Consider the following 22055-nt stretch of genomic DNA (forward strand, 5'->3'; position numbering starts at 1 on the left):
TTTCGTTCAGCGGTTGGGCCACTTGTCCAGCAGGATCGACACGAACTTCTCCGCTGCCGGCGACAGCGACGCCCCTCTGCGGTAGACCAAACCAAGGGTACGGGTTACCTGGGGTTCGATCAGCGGCACGCTGACCAGCGTCGGGTGGTCGGCGCTGGGCATGGCCAGGCTGGGCATGGCCGACACGCCCAGCCCGGCCTCGACCATGCCCAGCGAAGTGGACAGGTGCTGAACCTCGTAGAACCACTTGGGCCGCAGGTTGAGCCCGGACAGGGCATGGTCCAGCAGCATCCGGTTACCGCTAAGCCGGCCTACGCCGATCAGGCGGTAGTCGGCCAGTTCTGTCCAGGTGACGGCTTCACGGTTCGCCAGCTTGTGGTCCCTGCGGCAGGCCAGGACGAAATGTTCCTGTACCAGGGAGACGAACTCGATGTCCGGGTGCTGGCCGCTCATCATGTTGATGCCGAAATCGGCTTCACCGCGCAGCACGGCTTCGAGCCCGTCGTTGGCACTGAGGTCCAGCAGACGAATGCGGATCTTGGGGTATTGCTCGTTGTAGTCACGGATCACCGACGGCAGGAAATAGAACGCTGCAGTCGGAATACAGGCGAGGGTTACCTGACCGGTCTGTCGTTCTGCGAGTTCGCGAATGCTCAGGATCGAGTCTTCGAAGTCATCCAGCAGGCGCCTTGCCTTGGGCAGGAAGTCACGCCCGACGCTGGTCAGGCTGACGCGACGAGTAGTGCGTTCCAGCAACGAAGTGCCCAAGCCTTCCTCGAGCTTCTTGATCCGCCGGCTCAAGGCGGGCTGCGACAGGTGCAACGCTTCTGCGGCTTCGTGGAAGCTGCCGAGTTCGGCGATTTTCACGAAAGATCGTATGTCTTGCAGCTCATATTCCATCTCGGATCGCTCTTGGCAGTCGGTTCTGAATTGATGCTTGAATCGCAATAATGGCTACGATATTTGCATTGGATTGATTTATCCATCCCTGTCAATCTTTTGTCCACAGCATCAATGATGTCCATTGATCAACAAGAGTGCGAAATCATGCAACGAATTCCTTGCGTACTCATGCGCGGTGGCACCTCCAAGGGCCCCTTTTTCCACGCATGGGACCTTCCTGCCAATGTGGTCGAACGCGACGAATTGCTGATCAACCTGATGGGTTCCGGGCATGAACTGGAAATCGACGGCATCGGTGGCGGTAGCCCGCAGACCAGCAAGGTAGCGATTGTCAGCCCCTCGCTGCATGGCGACGCCGACGTCGACTACCTGTTCGTGCAGGTCATGGTCGCCCAGCGCCGGGTTGATACCGCGCCCAACTGCGGCAACATGCTGTGCGCCGTTGGCCCGTTCGCCATCGAGCAAGGGCTTGTCAAAGGCCAGGACGGCAAGACGCTGGTGCGTATTCGCAACCTCAACACCGGCACTTTCGTCAATTCGCTGGTGGAAACCCCCGGCGGCATCGTGCGCTATGAAGGCCGCACGGCGATCGATGGCGTACCGGGCACTGCCGCTCCGGTGCACCTGACCTTCCTCGATGCGGTCGGCAGCAAGACCGGCAAGCTGTTCCCGACCGGCAAGGCCAAGGATGTGATCGACGGCGTTGCGGTCACCTGCATCGACATGGCCATGCCGATGATGGTGGTGGAGGCCAGCCAACTGGGCGTCACCGGCTCGGAATCCCCGGCCGAACTCGACGCCAACGGCGAATTGCTCGAGCGCCTCGAGGCGTTGCGGCTGAAAGCCGGCAAGGCCATGGGCCTGGGCGATGTCAGCGGCATGGTCATCCCCAAGCCTGTGCTGGTGTCCAAGCCCCGCTATGACGGCACGTTGCAGGTCCGCTACTTCATGCCGCACAACTGCCACCGTGCCTTGGCCATCACCGGAGCGATAGGGCTGGCGACTGCCTGCGTCAGCCCGGGTACGGTGATCGGCGAACTGCTGGGCGAGGGCGCCGAGCAACTGGCCGAGGTACGCCTGGAACACCCAAGCGGCGGTATCGATGTCGCGCTGTCACGCAGCGGCGCCGATGGCAAGACGATTCAGGCCTCTGTGGTGCGAACCGCCCGGCGGCTGTTCTCAGGCTTCGTTTACGCGCCTACATTCCGCAGGTTGGCGGGGTAGGCCCAGGCGGTAGTCCAGACCTGTACATTCGCAACAAGCGCATCCGCACAATTTCAACAATGGGTGATGCCTCATGAGACTCGCCAAATCGCTGTACTTCCAGATCCTCTGCGCCGTCCTGCTGGGCGTGGTGGTCGGTCACTTCTGGGCGCAACAGGCCGTTGCGCTCAAGCCCCTGGGTGATGCGTTCATCAAGCTGATCAAGATGATGATCGCGCCGGTGGTCTTCTGCACCATCGTCACCGGTATCGCCGGGATGACCGACAAGCGCTCCCTCGGGCGTTTGATGAGCAAGACCTTGCTGCTGTTCCTGGTATTGACCGTCATCAGCCTGATGATCGGCCTGGCAGCTGTTTACCTGTTCCGCCCAGGTGTCGGCATGAACATCGACCCCGCCACGCTAAGCACCGCGGGGCTCGGCCAGTACGCCGCGTCTGCGGCAAAGCTCAGCGTGGTCGACTTCTTCATGCACATCATTCCCGACACCTTCATCGGGGCGTTCAACAAGGGCGAAGTGTTGCCGGTGCTGTTCATCGCGGTGCTCAGCGGTTTTGCCCTGTCGTCCATGGGCGAGAAGGGCAAGCCGGTACTCGATGTGCTGGAATCTGCCTCGACCATGGTGTTTCGCATCTTTGGCTACCTGATGCGCTTCGCCCCGGTCGGCGCCTTCGGTGCGCTGGCCTTTACCGTCGGGCAGTACGGCGTGACGTCCCTGGGGGCACTGGCCAAGCTGGTCGGTACGCTCTACATCGCCTGTGCGTTCTTTGTGCTGGTGGTGCTCGGTGGTATCTGCCGTGCTCACGGCTTCAGCCTGTGGAAGCTGCTGCGCTATTTCCGCGAGGAGTTTCTGGTGGTGCTCGGCACTTCGTCCACCGAGCCCGTGCTGCCGCGCATGCTGGAGAAACTGGAGAAATTGGGCTGCAAGAAGGGCGTGGTCGGGTTGGTATTGCCAACCGGTTACTCCTTCAACCTCGACGGTACAGCCATCTACCTGTCGTTGGCGGCAGTCTTCATCGCTCAAGCCTGCAACATCGACCTGAGCCTGGGCCAGACGGTGACGATGCTGGCGATCATGCTGTTGTCGTCAAAAGGCGCAGCGGGTGTGACCGGTAGTGGCTTCGTTGCACTGGCTTCGACCTTGACCGTGATTCACGACATTCCGTTGGCAGGGCTTGCCTTGCTGATCGGCATCGATCGCTTCATGTCCGAGGCGCGTGCCCTGACCAGCCTGGCCAGCAACGCCGTAGCCACCGTGGTCATCTCGCTGTCGGAGAATGCCTGTGAACGGGAAACCTTGCTGCGCCGCCTGAACGGCATTCCGGCTGCACCGGACGAGGCGGATATTGCGCAGGCCGACTGGTCTGCCGAGCCTCGGCATCACAGCTGAAAGCCTCTTCCATCTCCCATTGTTGACTTAAAATCCCACTCAGCATCCTGGCGATGCCGAGTGGGGTAGGGGGCCGTCTGCCTTGCCGATGGCCGCAATAGAATAAAAACAAGAGAAAAGACCATGCTCGCACTCCTGGGCCTGATCATGGTGGTGACCTTCACCTACCTGATCATGAGCAAACGCCTGTCGCCAATCGTTGCGCTCACCGTGGTACCCATTGTCTTCGCTGTGATCGGTGGCTTCGCACCTGAACTGGGCAAGATGATGCTCGATGGCTTGAAAATGGTGGCGCCCTCGGCAGCGCTGTTGCTGTTCGCCATCCTGTTCTTCGGCCTGATGATCGATGCCGGCCTGTTCGACCCGCTGATCCGCAAGATTCTCAAACGCGTCAATGGCGACCCGGTCAAGATCGCCATCGGTACCGCGCTGCTGTCGCTGCTGGTGGCGCTCGACGGTGACGGCACCACCACCTACATGATTACCTGCGCGGCCATGCTGCCGCTGTACAAGCGCATCGGCATGAACCCGATGATCCTGGCCACGGTATCCATGCTGTCGTTGAGCATCATGAGTGGCATGAGCCCTTGGGGTGGGCCGGCCACCCGGGCCATTGCCGCGCTCGGGCTGGATGCGACCGAGTACTTCATCCCGATGCTGCCGACCGTGATCGGCGGTGCGGCCTGGGTGGTGTTCACCGCCTTCCTGCTGGGCCGTGCCGAGCGCCGACGCATCGGCAACATCGCCCTGGAGTCGGGTGGCGGCAACTGCTACATCAAGGAAATCCTCGGCGACAACCCGCACAAGCGCCCACGCCTGGCGTATGTGAACCTGGTGCTGGTGATTGCCGTCATGACGGCGCTGGTGATGGGCGTCATGCACTCCGCTCTGTTGTTCATGATCGGTTTCGTCGCAGCGCTGATGATCAACTACCCGCAACTGGATCTGCAGAAAGAGCGCATCCTCGCCCACTCCGGCAACGCCATGACCGTGGTACTGCTGGTATTCGCCGCAGGCATCTTCGCGGGGATCTTCTCGGGCACCAAGATGGTCGATGCACTGGCGCAGACCCTGGTCGACTGGATTCCCGAGGCTTGGAGCCACTGGTTCCCGCTGGTGGTGGCGCTGACCAGCATGCCGCTGACCTTCGTACTGTCCAACGACGCTTACTACTTTGGCGTGGTGCCGATCCTTGCCAACGCTGCGGCCGCCTACGGCATCGACCCGGTTGAAATCGCCCGCGCCTCGGTGCTGGGGCAGCCGGTGCACCTGATGAGCCCGCTGGTGGCCTCGACCTTGCTGCTGGTGGGCATGGTCGATCGCGACATCGGTGACTTCCAGAAGGCCACCGTGAAATGGGCGGTGCTGACATCATTGGTCATCACCGCACTGGCCTTGGTCACAGGTGCCTTGTCCTTCTTCGTCTGATCTGCCTCGGGCGCTGCTGGCGCCCACCTCATCCAAGAACAACAACAGAGAATCGAAAATGTCCCGAACTGTTTTCCGTGGGGCCACCTGTGGCCTGCTCTGCGGCTGGCTGCCTGTGGCCGGCGCTGCCGGATTCATCGACGACGGCAAGCTCAAGCTGCAGCTGCGCAACGTTTACTTCAACGAAAACTTCCGCGACGAACAAGGCATGAGCGCCCGCGCTGCTGCAACTGCAAAGAGCGAGCGTGTGGAATGGGCACAGGGTTTTCTGCTCGACTACCAATCAGGGTTCACCCAAGGCCCGTTGGGGCTGGGGCTCGATGCCCTGGGGCTTGTAGGCGTACGGCTCGATTCGGGCCGCGGGCGCAGCGGTACCGGCTTGCTGCCGGTGCATGACGATGGCCGTGCCGCGGACGAGTTCGCCAGTGCCGGTGTGACGGCCAAGGCGCGACTGGGGCAGACCATCGTCAAGCATGGCACCTTGCTGCCCAAGACACCGGTGCTGGTGTACAACGATGCGCGATTGTTGCCGCAGACCTACCAGGGTACGCAGCTGACCAGTACTGATGTCGATGGCCTGACCCTGACCGCCGGCCACCTGGACCGTTTCAAGCAGCGGGACTCCTCCGACAGCACCGGCCTGTTCCTGGATGGTTACAGTGGCAGCGAGTCTGGCGATTTCAGCTTTGCCGGGGCCGACTATGCCGCCAGCAAGCAGCTGCGCTTGAGCTATTTCCACGGCCAGCTCGAACACTTCTATCGCCAGGACTACCTAGGCCTGATCCACGACCTGCCGTTGGCCGGCGGTGTATTGACCACCGACTTGCGCTATTTCAAGAGCCGCGACAGCGGGGCCGCTCATGGTGGTCAGATAGACAATGACATGTTCAGTGGGCAGCTGTCCTATACCCACTCCGGGCACACTGTCGGTGCCGGTTACCAGGTGCTCGACGGCGAGGCAGGGCTGCCATACATCAGCGGCGCGACGGTCTACTCGTTCAGTAACGTTGGCATCGGCAAGTTCATCGAGGAGGAAGAGAAAACCTGGATGGCCAGCTATGCCTACAACTTTGCTGCGGCCGGTGTCCCCGGGCTGACCTTCATGGCGCGCTACCTGAGCGGGGACAACGGTCGCTCGGCTGATGCCGGGCTCAGCGAGTGGGAGCGTGACGTGGAGCTTGCCTATGTGGTGCAATCCGGGCCTGTGAAAGGTCTGGGTGTGAAGCTTCGCAACTACGTCTACCGCTCTGACTTTTCCCGAGGGCGCGACAGCAACCGGATCTACCTGACCTACGATATTGCGATCTGGTAATGCGGCCGTGCGAGCATGCATGCCTCGAGGTGCTTGCTCGCACGCGTTTCATGCTTTGGACGGCTGTGGCGCTTTCTTGCCCAGTCGGATCAGCTCATTGGAGAAGCACAGGCCGAAGAGAATCAGCCCGGCCCCCAGGTACAACGTGTCCCGCGGTACTTCATTGAGCACCACGAACGCCAGCAGTGCGGCAAACAGAGGACTGTTTTTATCAGGGCGATGCTGCTGGAGCTGAATCCACTGTTCATCAACACTTTGCTGAGTACGCCGATCGTTGCATTCAATGCAGCGGCGCAGAGTGCAAAGAGTACGCCTTTGCCGAAATGAGATTGCATTTGTACATTCCTTGTTATTGGCTTTATGCCTTCGCCCGGTCGACATGCAGGCGATTGCGGCCCGCCTGCTTGGCGATGTAGAGCGCCCGGTCGGCGCGTTCAATCAGCGATGGCGGGCTTTCGAGGGCCGTTCCGTCGGCGCAGGCGATGCCGATGCTGGCGGTCACATGCCCGAAAGGGCTGCCTTTGTGAGGGACAGGTTGCAAGGCCAGGCGCTCGAGCATCAGCCTGGCGACGACGACCGCTCCGTCGTTGTCGGTATCGGGCAGGATCACGGCCAGTTCCTCACCCCCGTAGCGTGCCAGCAGGTCGCGAGGGCGGCGGATGCAGGAAGAGAGCAGGGCAGCCATCTGCTGCAGGCAGGCGTCGCCAGCCGGATGCCCATAGGTGTCGTTGTAGCGTTTGAAATGGTCGATATCGATCATCAGCAAAGCCAGCGTGGTGCCGTTTCGATGGGCGGTGCGGATTTCCTGGGTCAGCGCCTCGTCAAAGCAGCGCCGGTTGGCAAGCCCTGTGAGCGCATCGTGCATCGCCAGGCTTTCGAGCTGTTGGTTGCTGTCAAGCAACTGCTGTTGGGTCAGTCGAAGCTCGCTTTCGACCGCACTTCGCCGGCTCATGGCGCGAATCAGCAGCCAGCCAATGGCCCCGATCAGTGCCAGCAGCGCAGCGACCACCAGTGACGACAGCAGCGCCTCGAGCCGCCAGGCCGAGAGTGCTTCCTGCTTGCCCAGCGCGACCGTTGTCACCAGGGGTAGCTTGTCGCTCTTGCGAAACGCATAGAGGCGCTCCACGCCGTCCAGGCTGGAGGTGAACGATGCGGTGCCCGCTGGCTGGTCAACGAGATACTTGGTAAAGATGGGTGACTTCGAAAAGTTGCGCCCCATGTCCTGTTCCCGAAATGGGTAGCGCACCAGCATGGAACCGTCGGTGTAGGCCAGCCCGATGGCACCGTCATGGCCGACATCCAGTTTGCCGAAAAGCTGCAGGAAGTTCTCCACGCCAAGCGTCATGGCGACAACGCCGGCGAACTCGCCGTGGTCATCGTTGAACCGCCGGCTGATGGTGATCACCCATTCCTGGTTGACGCGGCTACGGATTGGCAGGCCGATGAAGGGGTCGCGGGATGGGTCGTCACGGTGGTGGATGAAAAAGGCTCGATCGCTGCTGTTGGCACCGACGGGTGTCGGCTGGTTGGACGACATCAGCCAGCGTCCGTCCCTGGCGTAGATCATGATGCCGCTCATCGGCGGCATCAATGGTTGCTGGCGCTTGACCAGTTGATCCAGACGTTCGATCTGCGCAGGCCCGGCGCCCTCGGTTTCCAGGCGCTCGACCAGGCCGAGCAGCAGCATCGAGCTCTGCCGGACGATACCTTCCGAATAGGTGGACAGTGCCTGGGTCAGGTTCAGGCCATGGACATTGACGTCTTCCAGGGCGCGCTCGCGAGAAGCCATGACCTTCCACAGCGTTAACGATGCGAGAGAGCAACCGATGACCGATAGCAGTAGCACAACGAGGTGGATGTCACGCTTCACGTCAATTCACACGCCTTTTTCCCTAAAGACCAAGTTGAGCGTCGACACGCTTTAACTAACCAGACGGTAAGGAAGTAACCATCTGGTTCATGTGCAATAATATAACACCGAAGTTGCCGGAGTGTTCGACAGAATTACGCGCTCTGTCAGAACCCGTTTGTTATCTTCCGCCAGGATTTGCAGAAGTGTGAACATGACGAGAGGGCAAGTAACCCTGGACGTAGCGCACGGTCTTTTCCAAAGTTCGCGCCATGTCGGGATGTGCCAACTGATACTTTTGTTCCAGTTGCTGGCTGTCACTCATGTCGAAGCGCTGCGTCTGGATGAAGTTCAGTGACTCGGCGCTGATCGACAATCGGGTGGCCAGGCCGGGAATCGCCAATAGCCACTTCAGCAACCCTATGGGTACATGGCGGCGGGGGGCCTTTATATCCAGCGTTTGTGCCAATTGTTCGAGCATACCCTGCAGGTTCGGGGTGTGCTCATACAGCGCCAGGACCTGCCGGTTGGCCATCGACGGGTCGAACGCCACGCAGATCATCATCTTTACCAGGTAATCGACGCTGACCAATGGCAACCAGTGCCTGGCGGAACCAGGGACAGCCTTGAACCGGCCCAGTGCCAGGTTTCGAATGAGGTCGGCCAGAGGTTGCCCTTGAGGGATATGCCCACTTTCGCTATGGCCACACACCGTAGCAGGATGAACGATCGTGTAATCCGCGCCTGCCTCCTGCATGTAGCGGATGACTGCAAAATGGGACTCCAGCTTGCTGCCTTCGTAGCCACCCACACGACCGTAGACTGCGGGCCAATTGGTGTTTTCAGGGCGCTCGTGATCAACCCCGATACTTGAAAGATGAGTAAGGTTCTGCAGCATATAGCCGCCCACCATCAGCAAGCGAATACGCTGGCTCGCCGCGAGCCTGGCGACTCTCAGTGCCCCTTGTACATTGACTGCGCGGGCCTGCTCAATTGTCAGGCCCCAGGTAAACTGCGCCGCGAGGTGGAAGACCACAGCGACTGAAGCTACGCATTGCCTGTCTGTTTCGCTGAGTCCAAGTCCATCCCTGCTGATGTCTCCTTCAACTGCATTTATATATGCAGGGTTACCTCCCAGTTGGCTTACTTGCGCTTTGAGGCGTTCGATATTTTCAGGGTTGCGCATGAGCACCCAGGTCTTGTGCCCTGTCGCAGTAAGACGGGCCAGCAGATGTTGACCCACAAACCCACTGCCGCCGGTGACGAAGCATTCCACGCTCATATCTGAATCCTTGTCTGGATGATTGGCGCAGGCTAAGGTGTGGAGCGTACTCTACAGTCAAGGAATTTTTACTGTGAATGTTGGAGAGTTGGAGCGCCGGAGTGGAGTCGGCCGCCATACATTGCGCTATTACGAGCAACTCGGGCTTATCGTGGCCCATCGCCAAGCCAACAATTACCGCAGCTACAGCGACCAGACCGTTGTTGATCTGGCCTTTATTCAAAGCGCTCAGAGCGGCGGTTTCTCGCTTGCCGAGATTGGCGACATCCTTGCGGCCAAGCGGGGTAATACGATCGATTGCGCGCAAGGCGCGATGTTGGTAGCCAGCAAGATGGCCGACATTCAAGCGAAGATCACCACGCTGCAAGCCGCCTATGTCCTTCTGGACGCGGAGCGTGCAAAGCTTGAAGCCAGTGCCATTGCCAACGGGCTGACCATTCCTGACCTTCCTGCCCATGCGCCTGCCTCGACGTCGGGGATGTACTGATGCGGCTACCGACGCTTGGCTACCCGGGTGCTGGCGAACTCTTGGTGATTCGCCAGCAACTCAGGGGCTTGTGTGCTTACACCGCGAGCACCGGATAATCCGTATATCCCTTGGCGCCGCCGCCATAGAAGGTTTGCGGATCGGCTTCGTTCAACGGAAGGTCGCCACGCAGGCGCTGCACCAGGTCGGGGTTGGCCAGTGCCCAGCGCCCGACAGGTGCCATGTCGGCAAGGCCGGCCTCGATGTCGGCTGCCAGGTGCTCGCGGGCGCGGTTCACCCGGTTGACCAGCAGTACGCCTGGCCATGCCTGGCGCAGCGTCTTGAGCAAGGCGTCGTCACCGTTGTGGGCAAGGTGCAGGTACGCCAGGTTGCGCTGTGCCAGTTCGGCAACCAGGATGCGGTACAGCTCGGCGTGCTCCGGACCTTCTGCGATGCCGCCCAACGCTGAACCCGGCGACAGGCGGATGCCAGTACGCTCGGCACCGATCTCGGCCACCACGGCATCGACCACCTCGAGGGCAAAGCGCATGCGGCGGCTGATCGAGCCACCGTAGGCGTCGTCCCGCTGGTTGGCATTGACGGCCAGGAACTGCTGGATCAGGTAGCCGTTGGCGCCGTGGATCTCCACGCCGTCGGCACCGGCTTCGATGGCGCGGGCTGCAGCCTGACGGAAATCGTCCACGGTAGTACGAATGTCCTGCTCGCTCATCGCTCGCGGCGTCGGCACCTGCTGCATGCCCTGAGGCGTGTAGATCTGCGCATCTGGGGCTATCGCCGATGGCGCCAGGGCCTGACGGCCATGGGCGGTGTTGGATGGATGCGACATGCGTCCGGCGTGCATCAGCTGGATGAACAGGTGGCCACCACCGGCATGCACTGCATCGCTGACCTGACGCCAGCCCGCCACATGGGCATCGCTGTGCAGGCCGGGAGAGTCGAGAAAACCCTGGCCGTCGGCGCTGGGTTGCGTGCCTTCGCTGATCAACAGGCCCAACGAGGCGCGCTGGCCATAATATTCAGCGGCCAGCGGGCCTGGTGTGCCGTTGGGCAGTGCACGGCTACGGGTCAGGGGTGACATGGCCAGACGATGTGGCAGTTGCAGTTTGCCGAGTTGGATAGGGTCCCAGAGCGAGGTCATCAGGTGTCTCCTGCAGATGGATTGGGTGAAACATTCGCATGGGATACAGCTTATTTCGTTCCATATTCGGTTGGTAGAGTCTAATATTTGGACTCGATGTCTCAAAAATGGACCGATCATGGACCTTTCAGCTCTGGCTGACTTCAACCTCGTAGCGGCTCACGGCGGCTTTGGCAAGGCCAGCCGCCTAAGCGGCCGCCCCAAGGCCACGCTGTCGCGGCGAGTCATGGATCTTGAGCAAAGCCTAGGCGTGCGGCTTCTGGAGCGCGGGGCACGGTCGTTGCGCCTGACCGAGGAAGGTCAGGTGCTGCACGAGCGCACCCATGGCCTGCTGGACGAGATCGTAGAGGCGGGTGAACTGGTGTCGGCAGGGCAGACCAGCCCACGCGGTCAATTGCGTGTCAGTGCCCCGGTGCTGTTCTCCCATACCTTGCTCGGGCGCCTGGCTGTGGGCTTTGCCCAACGCTATCCGCAAGTACGGTTGGACATCACCGCCGAAGACCGCAATGTCGATCTGGTAGAGGATGGATATGACGTGGTGATTCGCGTTAATCCCAGGCCGGATGCGCTGCTGGTGGGGCGCTGTTTTGCCCGCGACGACATGCTGCTGGTGGCGCCGCCAACCTTGTCGCGGCCTGCTGCGTGCAGCAATGGCCAGATCGCCGAAGTGCCCGCCGTGGCCTTGGCCAACCGTTTCGACAACGGGCCCTGGCACTACCAGGACGGTGACACCTTGGGCGCGGTAATGCCCGATGTGCGCCTGCGCCTGTCATCGCTGATCATGATCCGTGATGCGGTGCTCGCCGGCGCGGGTGCCGCACTGATCCCGCGCTCCCTGCTGCTGGGCGACGAGCACCTGGCACGGCTGTCCATCTGGGGGCGAATGCCCGATAGGCCGATCGAGTTGTGGGCCCTGCACGCCTCACGCCGGCTGGCTAGTCGCAAGGTCTCGGCGTTCATCGACTACCTGTGCGAAGCCTTCCCCGACCAGACGCTCAGCCATGGGTTCTCAGCCGATTGACCTGTCGCCTGCAAGAAACGCCAGCAGGTCGCGAAGCACGGCGTCCTTTTGCTCGATCAGCAGGTAATGGCCGGCTTCGGGGTACTCAAGGTATTGCGATTGCCCGATCAGTTGCGCTGCCAGCCGGCCGGTGGTGGCAGCCGGGGCGTTTTCATCGCGTGCACCGTGCAGAATCAAGGTCGGCACCTTGATCCCGGTCAGGTCCTGGCGGAAGTCCGTGATGTACCAGGCCTGGGCACAAGCTGCGATGGCGCGTTCACTGGCCTGGTAAGTCTGGGCCAGATACCAGTCGCGCAGGCCCGGCTCCGAGAACAAGGCGTGCGCATAATCCCCGAAGAAGCGCTGACGATCCTGGCGCAACGCCTGCATCAAACCGTCGAAGGCCGCTGGCGGCATGCCTTCGGGGTTGTCCGGCGAGCTGGCCAGTTGCGGTGTCACCCCAGCCAGCAGCACGGTCGCGGCGATTCGGCGATCGCCGTGGCGGGCCAGGTAACGTGCCACTTCGCCACTACCCATCGAATACCCCACCAGCGTGACATCTTGCAGGTTCAGGTGCTCGATCAATTGCGCGAGGTCGTCGCTGAGTGTGTTGTAGTCGTAGCCGCTCCAGGGCTGGTCGGAGCGCCCGAAACCGCGGCGGTCATAGCTGATTACGCGGTAACCTGACTCGGCCAGGCGGGTGGCATGGTAATCCCAACTGGCAGACGACATCGGCCAGCCATGGATCAACACCACTGGGCGACCGTGGCCCCAGTCGTTGTAGTGCAGGGAAACTGCGTCCGAGGTGCGGAACATAGGCATGCGAGATGACTCCGGGCAGGGAAGAAGCCGGCATTCTGGCGGGGGCGGGGAGAGGGGGATAGCCCCTAAACCGGGACACGCTGATCCGGATCATGGACACCGCGCCGCACGGATCATCAGCTGCCGCGGGAGAGTATCGAGGTAGTTGCGGCTGCGTTACCTGGTTTGCCAGCATGCAAGCCTTACTGGAAAACCGGTATTGACCTCGAGTTAAGTCAAGGTTTTAGAGTGTCGTCCGGACTCTCTCGCAACTTCCGGAAACGAACTCACAAAGGACCAGGAATGGACACTCCGACCTCACTGCTGATTTTCCAGATAACCTGCTGCATCGGCTTGAGCCTGTGGCTGAGTATCAGCCTGATCAACAACCTGCATGCCTTTGCCAGTTCGGCCGGGGCGATCGGGGCAACCATGTCGATGGCGCCGCTGGCCCAACCGCCCGCAATCAGCCTCCCACTGCTGGGGCGAGCGATGACTTCTCCCTCCCTCCATCGCCTGGCCTTGTCGATCATCGTGCTGATACAGGCAGCCGCCGCCCTCACGGCCTGGGTCGGGTGCTATGAACTGGTGCTTGGCGCCGGCCTGGAGGCTTCACTGCCCTGGTTGAACCTGGCCTTGAGCGCAACGCTCGGGTTCCTGCTTGCGATGCTGCTGGGCGGGATATGGTTCGGCTACTGGATCCGCCAGGAAGGGTTGCAACTGACCCATCTGCTGCTGATGGTCTGGGTCCTGCTGCACTTCGTCGTACTCAATGTCCGGTGGGGTTGATCGGTCGATGGATACTTGCAGGATGCCAGGAAGGAGCAACAGATGAAGACGATGATCGTAGGCGCCAGCAGAGGGTTGGGCCGTGCCTTGCTCGAAGGGCTCGGCAAGCCAGGGGACACGCTGATCGGCGTATCCCGCAAACAGCCGGTCGACCTGGCCCTTGCCTCGGGCATCGATCTGCACTGGATCGATGCCGACCTTGCCAAGCCAACGGCGGCTGTAGCACAGATCGCGGATCGAACACCTGCCGATCTGGATGTCCTGATCTGCAACGTGGGCATCTGGGAAGAACACGCCTTCAGCGAGCACTACGCATTCCTCGACGACAGCGACGAATCGATCACCAGGCTGGTCGAGGTGAACATCACCGCCACGCTGCTTCTGCTCAAGCGGCTGGTGCCAAAGTTGCTAGGTGCGCCCCGACCGCAGTTGATCCTCACCGGTTCGACCTCGGCCCTTCGCCAGAGCGGGCGCCCGGAGGTGGCGTTCGGCGCCTCCAAGTTCGCCCTCAACGGCATGGCTGATGCGCTACGCGAAGGCTTCAGGGATGACAACCTGGCGGTGACCGTGCTTCACCTGGGTTACCTGAATATCGACGACGCCCTGAACACGCCATTGGCGCAAGCCGCAGCACGAGGCGAACGGCGCCAGGTACCGGTGCATGATGTGGTCACCATGGTCGACGCGCTGTTGCGCTTGTCCGAGGCTTCGTTCGTAAGGGAGCTGACCTTGCCGGCGATCGGCGATGAGCGCTTCTGACGCCAAAGCTGCCATTCAGCCCTCACGTTTGGTGGCTGTGCTGCCTCCGGTACTCGCCCGGTGTCATGCCTGTCCAGGCTTTGAAGGCGCGCAGGAAAGAATTGGCATCCATGAACCCGATCAGGAACGCAATTTCTCCTGGGGACAGGGTTGAGCGAGACAGGTAATGGCAAGCCAGGCCCTGACGCGTGTCATTGAGTATCTCCTGATAGTTCAGCGCCTCGTCTGCAAGATGACGCTGGAGTGAGCGCTTGCTCATCGCCAGACGACTGGAGACATCATGGATGCTGCTCCGCCCGCTCGGCAGCATATCGAGCAGCGCGCTGTGTACTCGCTCTTGGGTTGTGGCGCCGGCTTCGAGCTTTGAAAGCCGCGTCCGGAGTTCCGGCTCGAAGAATTGCCACATGGCAACGTTCTCGGTAAGGAAAGGGCGCGCAGCATCTTCTTTGGAGAAGCGAATACGATTGCAGTTGCCTTGTCGCAAGAAACATCCCAGGAACTCTTCGCACGGTTTTGCTGGTTCGGGCAGCGCAACCAGCTCTGCCTCCAGCGGGGTGATCGTTTGCCTTGTGGCGAGGCGCGCCAGGTGGGTAAGGAAAACCAGTTCCATCGCAAGGAGGCTGCGCGGGAGCGGACGGTCGTATCCGTAGCACTCGATAAAAACCTCGGTATAAGCGTCGTGGAAGACCACATCCAGTGCCAAGGGACCACACAGACGCTTGTACTCGGCAAGCCGGGTGAGCGCTACGTTGAAGTCCGGGCTGCACAGGCAAGCAAAAAGAGCCGGATCGAAGGCTTCGACTGAAACGGCACCACCGAGTCGCAGTGGTAGATGCGACTCTCCGACCAGCTGCTCAAGGCTTTCGAAAAGTCGAAAATACTCAGGTGGCGAGAGCACGGAGTCCTTGCGGCTGAATAGATCAGCCGGTAGCTCGGCCAAGGCCAGCAGGTCCCCAGGCGCTACTCCCAAATCAGCAATGATCACCTTCCACCCAGCATGCACGGCGAAGTTCTTGGCTTGTTTCATTATCGAGGCATCTCTTTGCAGCGCATTGCCTTGGCACGCAAGTCAGCAAGGCGAACGGATAGGGCTTCTCTGGCCTTCTCAGGATGCCTTTTCCATTGCCTTGCGGGACATCCTGAGCACCAGTTTGCGAGGCAACAGCGGAACAATCCAGTCGAGCATGACGCGCAACTTGCCTTCATTGAACGCAACCAGTTCACCGCGCTCCATGGCCTGGTAACCGCATTGCGCCACGGATTGTGCCGTCCTGGCATTGTTCCAGGCATCCACACCCTGCAGATCACCTGCGGCGACGAAACCTGTTGCGACTGCTCCCGGGCACAGCGCAGTGGCGGTTACACCGTATTCCCGGGTTTCCTCGGCGATAGCCTGGGTGAAGGATGTCACGAATGCCTTGGTGGCGTAGTAAACCGCCTGCAGGGGGCCTGGTATGAACGAGGCGGTCGACGAGACGTTGAGAATACGCCCGCGTCGACGCAACACCATCGCCTTCAGATAATGATGGGTCAGAGCGGTAAGCGCGGCCATGTTCACTTGCATCATGGCTAGATCGGCAGCGATGTCGCGTTCGACGAACTTCCCGTGGCCACCGAACCCGGCGTTGTTGATCAGAACGTCGATGGACAACCCCAATGCTTCGGTGGCAGCGAATACCCGATCTGCTGCGCCAGGATCGGCCAGGTCTTCCACGATTACATACACTTTCACGCCGTATCGAGTCTGAAGTTCCTGCTTGATGGACTCCAGCTTGTCACGCGAGCGCGCTACCAGGACGACATCGCCACGCTTGGCCGCATGGAGGCGTGCCAGTTCCAGTCCGATGCCACCCGAGGCGCCAGTGATCAATGCGGTGTCAGTAACCATGTTTTCTCCTTGCTTGCTGCAAAACGTTTGGGCAAGGAGATGCTACGGTGCGGGTTTGGGGATGGCACTAGCACAAGATGCCATGGCTAATTCCGATTGCGCCAAGTTGTGGTTCGCGCAGCGCGAGCCAAGCGTTATCCATTACTTGATAGCGACTGCTTTCTAGCCGAAGCAGACATCAGGTGTAGCCGCAGTCGAGCCGCAGCTGGCATGCTTGTTGATCGCTAGCGGGAAGACGCAGGGAGTCTACGATGGAACGGTCTTGCATTACTTATTACCTGGAAATGATCTCGGCTTCCGAGTTGCAGGAAAAACCACAGCGTCACGACCTTCAGATCATCGAATGTGAAGTGCCTCAGGCGGAATTCAATCGTTTTCTCTACAAGCTGGTAGGAACGCCCTGGGAGTGGGGCGATCTTGATAGCTGGAGCAGTTCCGAATGGCAGGCACTCGTTGAACAGGAGTGCCACCGTACCTGGGTTGCCTATCACCGCGGCGCGATAGCCGGCTATTACGAGCTTTATCGCCCCGATGGCTGTAACTGCGAAATCCGCTACTTCGGGTTGGCACCGCAGTTTCTAGGGGGTGGCTTCGGCGGGGCACTCTTGAGTCACGCTGTTCGATCTGCGTGGGAATGGCAAGGTACAGAGCGGGTGTGGGTACACACATGCACGTTCGACCATCCTGCCGCGCTTGGAAATTATCAGGCGCGCGGATTTCGTGTTTTCAAGCAGGAGGAGACGCAGCCAAGCCAATGAGTGCTGACGCCAGACTGCGAAAGCTCGCCATGGAAGAAGGCGGCCGTTCACGAGTGGCCGTTTTCGACCCAAAGCGGACGCTAAAAGATAACTGGTTTCGTAAGCGCGACACGTACTCTGTGGGAGCGGGTTTACCCGCGAAGCAGGCGCCGCGGTGGATGGCACCGGCTGTGCCGGTGTTCGCGGGTAAACCCGCTCCCACAATGATTGCTGTTGGGCAAAATGACAGCTAAGGGTCGAAAGCAGCCGGTCGTGGGTGACCGTTTTCGACCCAAAGCGAACACTGATCCAAAGCTCTGTAGTCAGTGCAGGCCTCATCGCCGGCAAGCCGCCCCCCACAGGAATATCACCAGCCTTCAGGCATGCGCTGTACTTGTGGGAGCCTTGCCGGCGATGGGCCGCGAAGCGGCCCCGATTACAGATGTCCGCTTCGAGTCGATAGCTGGATGGGCGGGGCTGAAAATTGGCTGCCTACACATTGCTCTTTCTGAACGATGTCGAGAGCAGATGGGGGCATTATCGGGCTTGTATCAACTGGATTTTTCACCGTTTGCCCATTCGCCACCAAGTGTTTTGTACAAGGTCACCCGGTTGGTCTGTTCTGTCAGTTTCAGGTTGATCAGCGACTGCTGCGCCGAATACAAAGAGCGCTGGGCGTCGAGCACGTCCATAAAGCTTTCCGAGCCTTCCTTGTATAGGGCCAACGAGAGCTGATAAGCGGTGTCGGTAGCGTCGGTCAGGCTGCGCTGGGCATCAAGGCGCTCATTGATATGACCACGCACTGACAGCGCATCAGCCACTTCGCTGAACGCGGTCTGGATCGTCTTCTCGTAGGTCGCCACTTCGATTTCGCTGTTGACCTTGGCTGCATCCAGGCTGGCCCGATTGCTGCCTGCGTTGAAGATCGGCAGGTTGATCGAGGGGGCGAAGCTCCATGCGCCACTGCCGTCTTTGAACAACCCGGACAGCTCGCTGCTGGCGGTGCCGCCGCTGGCGGTAAGGGTAATGCTCGGGAAAAACGCAGCCCGAGCCGCACCGATATCAGCATTGGCCGCCTTCAGTGAATGCTCAGCGGCCAAAACGTCCGGGCGACGCTGCAGCAGGCTCGAGGGCAGGCCCTGCGGCACGCCCACCAGCAGTGTGGTATCGAATGGCTGGTCGCCTGGCAGCAGCGTGTCGCTCAGGCGTTCGCCGACCAGCAGTTCGAGGGCGTTACGGTCCTGCTCGACCTGGCTGGCATAATTGGCCGCATCGGCCCGGGCGGACTCGACTGTACTGCGCGCTTGCGCCAGGCTCACCCCGGACTCGCCGCCCAGTCCATGGCTCTGCTGCACCAGAGTGTAGGTTTTCTGCTGGCTGGCATAGGTGTCATTTGCCAGCTTGAGCAGTTGCTGGTCGGCGGCCAGGGTCATCCAGGCCGTCGCGACCTCGGCTACCAGACTGAGCTGCGTGCTGCGGCGAGTTTGCTCCAGCGAAAGGTACTGCTCCAGCGCAGCATCCTTGAGGTTACCCAGGCGGCCAAACAGGTCCAGCTCATAGCTGCTGACGCCCAGGCCCACGCTGTACTGGCTGCTGACCGCCGAGCTGCCGTTGGTCACGCTGCGCTGTCGGGTACCTTCGGCAGTTGCCGAAACTGCCGGAAACAGCTCGGCGCGCTGGATGCGGTACTGCGCCCGCTGGTATTCGACATTCAATGCGGCCACGCGCAGGTCGCGGTTGTTGGTCAACGCCAGCGCCACGGTATCGCGTAGGCGGGCATCGGTGAACAGCGATTTCCAGTTGATATCGGCGCTCGTGGTGCTTGCGCTGGTGGCGGTTGGCCACTGCTCGGCTACCGGTGCTGCCGGGCGCTGGTAGTCGGGTGCGAGGTTTACGCAGCCAGTAAGCACCAGCGCCAGCAACAAGGGGGACAGACGCATCACGCTTCTCCTGCAACAGTATCGACAGTGCTGGCGCCTCGGCCGGCCAAGCGCTGCACAAGGGCATAAAACAACGGGATGAAGAACAGGCCAAGCAGGGTGGCGGCGAGCATGCCACCCAGCACGCCGGTGCCAATTGCTTTTCGTCCACCGGCCCCGGCGCCGCTGCTCAGTGCCAGCGGCAGTACGCCAAGGATGAATGCCAGCGAGGTCATCAGTACTGGCCGCAGGCGAATGCGCACGGCCTCCAGGATGGCAGTGATGAGGTCCTGGCCGCGCTCGTATCCTTCTTTGGCGAACTCGACGATCAGAATGGCGTTTTTCGCCGTCAAACCCACCGTGGTCAGCAACCCGACCTGGAAGTAGACATCGTTGGCCAGGCCGCGCAGGCCCGTCAGCAGCAGCGCGCCAAGGATCCCCACCGGCACCACCAGCATCACCGCAAAGGGCACCGACCAGCTTTCGTACAGCGCCGCCAGGCACAGGAACACGAACATGATCGAGATGGCATACAGCAGGGGGGCTTGGGTACCCGCCATACGTTCCTGGTATGACTGCCCGGCCCAGGCGTAGCCGATGCCGTCAGGCAATTGCGCCATGATCTGCTCGACTGCCGTCATGGCCTCGCCGGAGCTCACGCCACTGGCCGGCTCACCTACCAGTTCGTACGAGCCGAAGCCATTGAAGCGCTCCAGTAACGGCGAAGCGGTGCTCCATGAGGTGTTGGTGAATGCCGACAACGGCACCATGGCATCACTGTCGTTGCGCACATACCAGGCGCCGATATCCTCGGCCAGCATGCGCTTGTCGGCCTCGCCCTGCAGGTAGACTTTCTTCACCCGGCCGGCGTCGACGAAGTCGTTAACGTAACTGCCGCCCATCACGGTGCTGAGGGTGTCATTGATATCGCTGGCGGAAATACCCATGGCACCGGCCTTGCGGTCGTCGATGGCGACGTTCAGCTGGGGCGTGTCTTCCAGCCCCTGAGCACGAACGTTGGCCAGGCGCGCGTCTTTGGCCGCCAAGGTAAGGAACTGATCGCGGGCCTTGAGCAGCTCGGCGTGACCGAGGCCAGCCAGGTCCTGCAACTGCACATCGAAGCCTGAGCTCTGACCCAGGCCTTGGATAGCCGGTGGGGCTATGACGAACACATTGGCATCGAGGATCTTTGCCAGTGCCATGTTGGCCCTTCGTGCCACCGCTGTGGCGCTGTGTTCGTCGCCCTGGCGTTCGCTCCAGTCCTTGAGTTTGATGAAGGCTCGCCCCGAATTCTGTGCGTTACCGCCGGTACCCAGGCCGCGCACAGTGAGGATCGACGCCACCTCCGGTTGTTGCAGTATGTATTCCTGAACCTGGCGGTTTACCGCTTGCAAGCGCTCGTCGGTGCCGCCCACCGGCAGGGTCATCTGCATCATCAGCATGCCCTGGTCTTCCTCAGGCAGAAAAGCCGTGGGCAGTTTCTCGAACATCAGCGCCACGCCACCCAGCAGCAGTACGTAGACCAGCAGGCCGCGCAGCGGACGCGCAAGTACATTGCCGACACCGCGCTGGTAGCGCTGTGAGGTACGGTCGAAGGTACGGTTGAACCAGCCGAAGAAGCCACGCTGCGTTGTACCGTGGGCCGTCACCGGCTTGAGCAGGGTGGCACAGAGGGCCGGAGTCAGGGTCATCGCTACCAGGACAGACAAGGCCATGGCTGCTACCAGGGTTACCGAAAACTGACGGTAGATGATCCCGGTTGAGCCGCCGAAGAAGGCCATCGGGATGAATACTGCCGAGAGCACCACGGCAATACCGATCAGCGCGCCGCTGATCTCGTCCATCGACTGGCGGGTCGCCTCACGCGGCGACAGGCCTTTTTCGGCCATGATGCGCTCGACGTTCTCCACCACCACGATGGCATCGTCAACCAACAAGCCGATCGCCAGCACCATGCCGAACATGGTCAACGTGTTGATCGAGTAGCCGAGCATCGCCAATACGCCGAAGGTGCCGAGCAACACCACTGGTACGGCAATGGCGGGGATCAGCGTGGCGCGCAGGTTCTGCATGAACAGGTACATGATCAGCACCACCAGGGCGATGGCTTCGAACAGGGTCTTGACCACCTCCTCGATGGAAATCTTCACGAACGGCGCGGTGTTGTAGGCCACCTCGCTACGCAGTTGCAGCTTGCTGGGGAAGAACTGTTCCAGTTCGGCCAACTTGGCTTGCACCGCTTCAGAAACGTCCAGTGCGTTGGCACCGGTGGCCAGGCTCACCGCAAGGCCGCCGGAAGGCCGGCCATTGTGCTCGGCGACCACGTCGTAGCTTTCGCTGCCCAGCTCTACCCGGGCCACGTCGGCCAGAGTCACCATAGCGCCGGCACTGTTGGACTTGAGAACCAGGTCGCGGAACTGCGCGGCGGTCTGTAGCTTGCTGCGGGCGTTGATGGTGGCGTTGAGCTGCTGGCCGGCGCGAGCAGGCAGAGCGCCCAACTGGCCGGCCGAGGTGTCGACGTTCTGCGCTTCCAGCGCGCCGCTGATGTCTGAGGGCATCAGCGCGAATTGCTTGAGCTTGTCCGGGTCGAGCCAGATGCGCATGGCGTAGCTCGAACCGAGGGTGGTCACATCGCCGACGCCGCTGACCCGGCTGATCTGGTCATACAAGGTGCTGGAGATGAAGTCACTGATGTCGGTGGCGGTCACATCAGGGCTGTCCGATACCAGGGATACGATGATGAGGAAGTCGCTGGCCGAATTGTTGATCTGGATACCCTGCTGCTGCACGGTATCGGGCAGGCGCGCCTTGGCCTGCTCCAGCTTGGTCTGCACCTGCATTTGCGCGGTATTTACATCCGTGCCGGCCTCGAATGTCAGGGTGATTTTGGCGCTGCCGGACGAGCTGCTGGTGGAGGACATGTAGGTGAGGCCGTCGAGGCCGGTCATCTGCTGTTCGATGACCTGGGTCACCGAATCTTCCATTGTCTTGGCCGACGCGCCGGTGTAGGTGGCGTTGAGGCTGATCTGCGGCGGGGCGATGTTGGGATACTGCGCCAGCGGCAGTTCGAAGATGGCCAGGCCACCGCCAAGCATGATCAGGATGGCGATGACCCAGGCGAAGATTGGCCGGTCGATGAAAAAACGTGCCAT

The 22055-nt window shown here is 61.0% G+C and carries 18 protein-coding genes and 1 pseudogene; 9 read left to right on the forward strand and 10 right to left on the reverse strand.

Going from position 1 to position 22055, the window contains the following annotated elements; all coding sequences use genetic code 11:
- Positions 1 to 6: 6 nt before the first annotated feature.
- Complete coding sequence (locus ABIB24_RS01210) at positions 7 to 900, reverse strand: LysR family transcriptional regulator (protein WP_013972231.1); 894 nt, start codon at positions 898 to 900, stop codon at positions 7 to 9.
- A gap of 147 nt (positions 901 to 1047) precedes the next feature.
- On the opposite strand from ABIB24_RS01210, the gene ABIB24_RS01215 reads away from it, so the two are divergent.
- The 4 genes from ABIB24_RS01215 (at position 1048) to ABIB24_RS01230 (ending at position 6254) form a co-directional block, all read left to right on the forward strand.
- Entirely contained in the window at positions 1048 to 2127 is a 1080-nt protein-coding gene (locus ABIB24_RS01215) for a 4-oxalomesaconate tautomerase (RefSeq protein WP_354315993.1), read from the forward strand.
- Between the two features lie 73 nt (positions 2128 to 2200).
- On the forward strand, positions 2201 to 3514 hold the full coding sequence (dctA, locus tag ABIB24_RS01220; RefSeq protein ID WP_025339496.1) for a C4-dicarboxylate transporter DctA: 1314 nt from the start codon (positions 2201 to 2203) through the stop codon (positions 3512 to 3514).
- A 123-nt stretch (positions 3515 to 3637) separates the two neighbouring features.
- Positions 3638 to 4942 (forward strand): CitMHS family transporter, encoded by a 1305-nt coding sequence (locus tag ABIB24_RS01225; protein ID WP_025339495.1) that lies wholly within the window; start codon positions 3638 to 3640, stop codon positions 4940 to 4942.
- 58 nt (positions 4943 to 5000) lie between these two features.
- Positions 5001 to 6254 carry an OprD family porin gene (locus ABIB24_RS01230; protein ID WP_274078447.1) on the forward strand — a complete coding sequence of 418 codons (1254 nt, stop codon included), beginning with the start codon at positions 5001 to 5003 and terminating at the stop codon, positions 6252 to 6254.
- Between the two features lie 48 nt (positions 6255 to 6302).
- On the opposite strand, the pseudogene ABIB24_RS01235 reads toward ABIB24_RS01230, so the two are convergent.
- The 3 genes and pseudogenes from ABIB24_RS01235 to ABIB24_RS01245 all read right to left on the reverse strand — a co-directional run.
- Positions 6303 to 6455 (reverse strand): annotated as a pseudogene (locus ABIB24_RS01235) (DMT family transporter); the annotation flags it as partial.
- Positions 6456 to 6612: 157 nt separating this feature from the next.
- Positions 6613 to 8124, reverse strand: coding sequence for a sensor domain-containing diguanylate cyclase (locus ABIB24_RS01240; protein ID WP_354315994.1), 1512 nt, complete (start codon positions 8122 to 8124; stop codon positions 6613 to 6615).
- A 160-nt stretch (positions 8125 to 8284) separates the two neighbouring features.
- The gene (locus ABIB24_RS01245) at positions 8285 to 9385 is read right to left on the reverse strand and encodes an SDR family oxidoreductase (protein ID WP_354315995.1); all 1101 of its coding nucleotides are present in this window, start codon (positions 9383 to 9385) and stop codon (positions 8285 to 8287) included.
- Between the two features lie 73 nt (positions 9386 to 9458).
- Here ABIB24_RS01245 and ABIB24_RS01250 point away from each other — a divergent pair, with 73 nt between their 5' ends.
- Positions 9459 to 9872 (forward strand): MerR family transcriptional regulator, encoded by a 414-nt coding sequence (locus tag ABIB24_RS01250; RefSeq protein WP_137164227.1) that lies wholly within the window; start codon positions 9459 to 9461, stop codon positions 9870 to 9872.
- Between the two features lie 76 nt (positions 9873 to 9948).
- Here ABIB24_RS01250 and ABIB24_RS01255 read toward each other — a convergent pair whose 3' ends face one another.
- Positions 9949 to 11010, reverse strand: a complete 1062-nt coding sequence (locus ABIB24_RS01255; RefSeq protein ID WP_137164226.1) for an alkene reductase — start codon at positions 11008 to 11010, stop codon at positions 9949 to 9951.
- 118 nt (positions 11011 to 11128) lie between these two features.
- Here ABIB24_RS01255 and ABIB24_RS01260 point away from each other — a divergent pair, with 118 nt between their 5' ends.
- Positions 11129 to 12031, forward strand: coding sequence for a LysR family transcriptional regulator (locus ABIB24_RS01260; RefSeq protein WP_137164225.1), 903 nt, complete (start codon positions 11129 to 11131; stop codon positions 12029 to 12031).
- Here ABIB24_RS01260 and ABIB24_RS01265 read toward each other — a convergent pair.
- On the reverse strand, positions 12020 to 12832 hold the full coding sequence (locus tag ABIB24_RS01265) for an alpha/beta fold hydrolase (protein ID WP_274078444.1): 813 nt from the start codon (positions 12830 to 12832) through the stop codon (positions 12020 to 12022). The genes ABIB24_RS01260 and ABIB24_RS01265 overlap by 12 nt on opposite strands.
- Positions 12833 to 13114: 282 nt before the next feature.
- Between ABIB24_RS01265 and ABIB24_RS01270 the strand changes: the two genes are divergently transcribed.
- Together ABIB24_RS01270 and ABIB24_RS01275 are read left to right on the forward strand one after the other, a co-directional pair.
- Positions 13115 to 13600, forward strand: a complete 486-nt coding sequence (locus tag ABIB24_RS01270; protein ID WP_085706092.1) for a DUF2165 domain-containing protein — start codon at positions 13115 to 13117, stop codon at positions 13598 to 13600.
- Between the two features lie 42 nt (positions 13601 to 13642).
- Complete coding sequence (locus ABIB24_RS01275; protein WP_274078442.1) at positions 13643 to 14359, forward strand: SDR family NAD(P)-dependent oxidoreductase; 717 nt, start codon at positions 13643 to 13645, stop codon at positions 14357 to 14359.
- A gap of 22 nt (positions 14360 to 14381) precedes the next feature.
- Here the strand turns inward: ABIB24_RS01275 and ABIB24_RS01280 are convergent, their stop codons facing one another.
- Both ABIB24_RS01280 and ABIB24_RS01285 read right to left on the reverse strand, forming a co-directional pair.
- The gene (locus tag ABIB24_RS01280) at positions 14382 to 15386 is read right to left on the reverse strand and encodes an AraC family transcriptional regulator (protein WP_274078441.1); all 1005 of its coding nucleotides are present in this window, start codon (positions 15384 to 15386) and stop codon (positions 14382 to 14384) included.
- Between the two features lie 78 nt (positions 15387 to 15464).
- Positions 15465 to 16247: an SDR family NAD(P)-dependent oxidoreductase gene (locus tag ABIB24_RS01285; RefSeq protein WP_274078440.1), complete on the reverse strand. Its 783-nt coding sequence runs from the start codon at positions 16245 to 16247 to the stop codon at positions 15465 to 15467.
- Between the two features lie 251 nt (positions 16248 to 16498).
- Here ABIB24_RS01285 and ABIB24_RS01290 point away from each other — a divergent pair, with 251 nt between their 5' ends.
- Complete coding sequence (locus tag ABIB24_RS01290; RefSeq protein WP_354315996.1) at positions 16499 to 17005, forward strand: GNAT family N-acetyltransferase; 507 nt, start codon at positions 16499 to 16501, stop codon at positions 17003 to 17005.
- A gap of 530 nt (positions 17006 to 17535) precedes the next feature.
- Here the strand turns inward: ABIB24_RS01290 and ABIB24_RS01295 are convergent.
- Together ABIB24_RS01295 and ABIB24_RS01300 are read right to left on the reverse strand one after the other, a co-directional pair.
- A complete protein-coding gene (locus ABIB24_RS01295) occupies positions 17536 to 18924 on the reverse strand; it encodes an efflux transporter outer membrane subunit (RefSeq protein ID WP_289514735.1) in 1389 nt (462 codons plus the stop codon).
- On the reverse strand, positions 18924 to 22055 hold the full coding sequence (locus ABIB24_RS01300) for an efflux RND transporter permease subunit (protein ID WP_137164216.1): 3132 nt from the start codon (positions 22053 to 22055) through the stop codon (positions 18924 to 18926). The genes ABIB24_RS01295 and ABIB24_RS01300 overlap by 1 nt, the downstream gene beginning before the upstream one ends.

Source organism: Pseudomonas sp. UYEF17, from assembly GCF_040546125.1.
Classification (GTDB): Bacteria; Pseudomonadota; Gammaproteobacteria; order Pseudomonadales; family Pseudomonadaceae; genus Aquipseudomonas; species Aquipseudomonas putida_Z.

Coding starts and splice junctions, on each gene's coding strand:
- ABIB24_RS01210 (WP_013972231.1), bottom strand. CDS start 900: ATGGAATATGAGCTGCAAGACATACGATCTTTCGTGAAAATCGCCGAA.
- ABIB24_RS01215 (WP_354315993.1), top strand. CDS start 1,048: ATGCAACGAATTCCTTGCGTACTCATGCGCGGTGGCACCTCCAAGGGC.
- dctA (WP_025339496.1), top strand. CDS start 2,201: ATGAGACTCGCCAAATCGCTGTACTTCCAGATCCTCTGCGCCGTCCTG.
- ABIB24_RS01225 (WP_025339495.1), top strand. CDS start 3,638: ATGCTCGCACTCCTGGGCCTGATCATGGTGGTGACCTTCACCTACCTG.
- ABIB24_RS01230 (WP_274078447.1), top strand. CDS start 5,001: ATGTCCCGAACTGTTTTCCGTGGGGCCACCTGTGGCCTGCTCTGCGGC.
- ABIB24_RS01245 (WP_354315995.1), bottom strand. CDS start 9,385: ATGAGCGTGGAATGCTTCGTCACCGGCGGCAGTGGGTTTGTGGGTCAA.
- ABIB24_RS01255 (WP_137164226.1), bottom strand. CDS start 11,010: ATGACCTCGCTCTGGGACCCTATCCAACTCGGCAAACTGCAACTGCCA.
- ABIB24_RS01260 (WP_137164225.1), top strand. CDS start 11,129: ATGGACCTTTCAGCTCTGGCTGACTTCAACCTCGTAGCGGCTCACGGC.
- ABIB24_RS01265 (WP_274078444.1), bottom strand. CDS start 12,832: ATGCCTATGTTCCGCACCTCGGACGCAGTTTCCCTGCACTACAACGAC.
- ABIB24_RS01270 (WP_085706092.1), top strand. CDS start 13,115: ATGGACACTCCGACCTCACTGCTGATTTTCCAGATAACCTGCTGCATC.
- ABIB24_RS01275 (WP_274078442.1), top strand. CDS start 13,643: ATGAAGACGATGATCGTAGGCGCCAGCAGAGGGTTGGGCCGTGCCTTG.
- ABIB24_RS01280 (WP_274078441.1), bottom strand. CDS start 15,386: ATGAAACAAGCCAAGAACTTCGCCGTGCATGCTGGGTGGAAGGTGATC.
- ABIB24_RS01285 (WP_274078440.1), bottom strand. CDS start 16,247: ATGGTTACTGACACCGCATTGATCACTGGCGCCTCGGGTGGCATCGGA.
- ABIB24_RS01290 (WP_354315996.1), top strand. CDS start 16,499: ATGGAACGGTCTTGCATTACTTATTACCTGGAAATGATCTCGGCTTCC.
- ABIB24_RS01295 (WP_289514735.1), bottom strand. CDS start 18,924: ATGCGTCTGTCCCCCTTGTTGCTGGCGCTGGTGCTTACTGGCTGCGTA.
- ABIB24_RS01300 (WP_137164216.1), bottom strand. CDS start 22,055: ATGGCACGTTTTTTCATCGACCGGCCAATCTTCGCCTGGGTCATCGCC.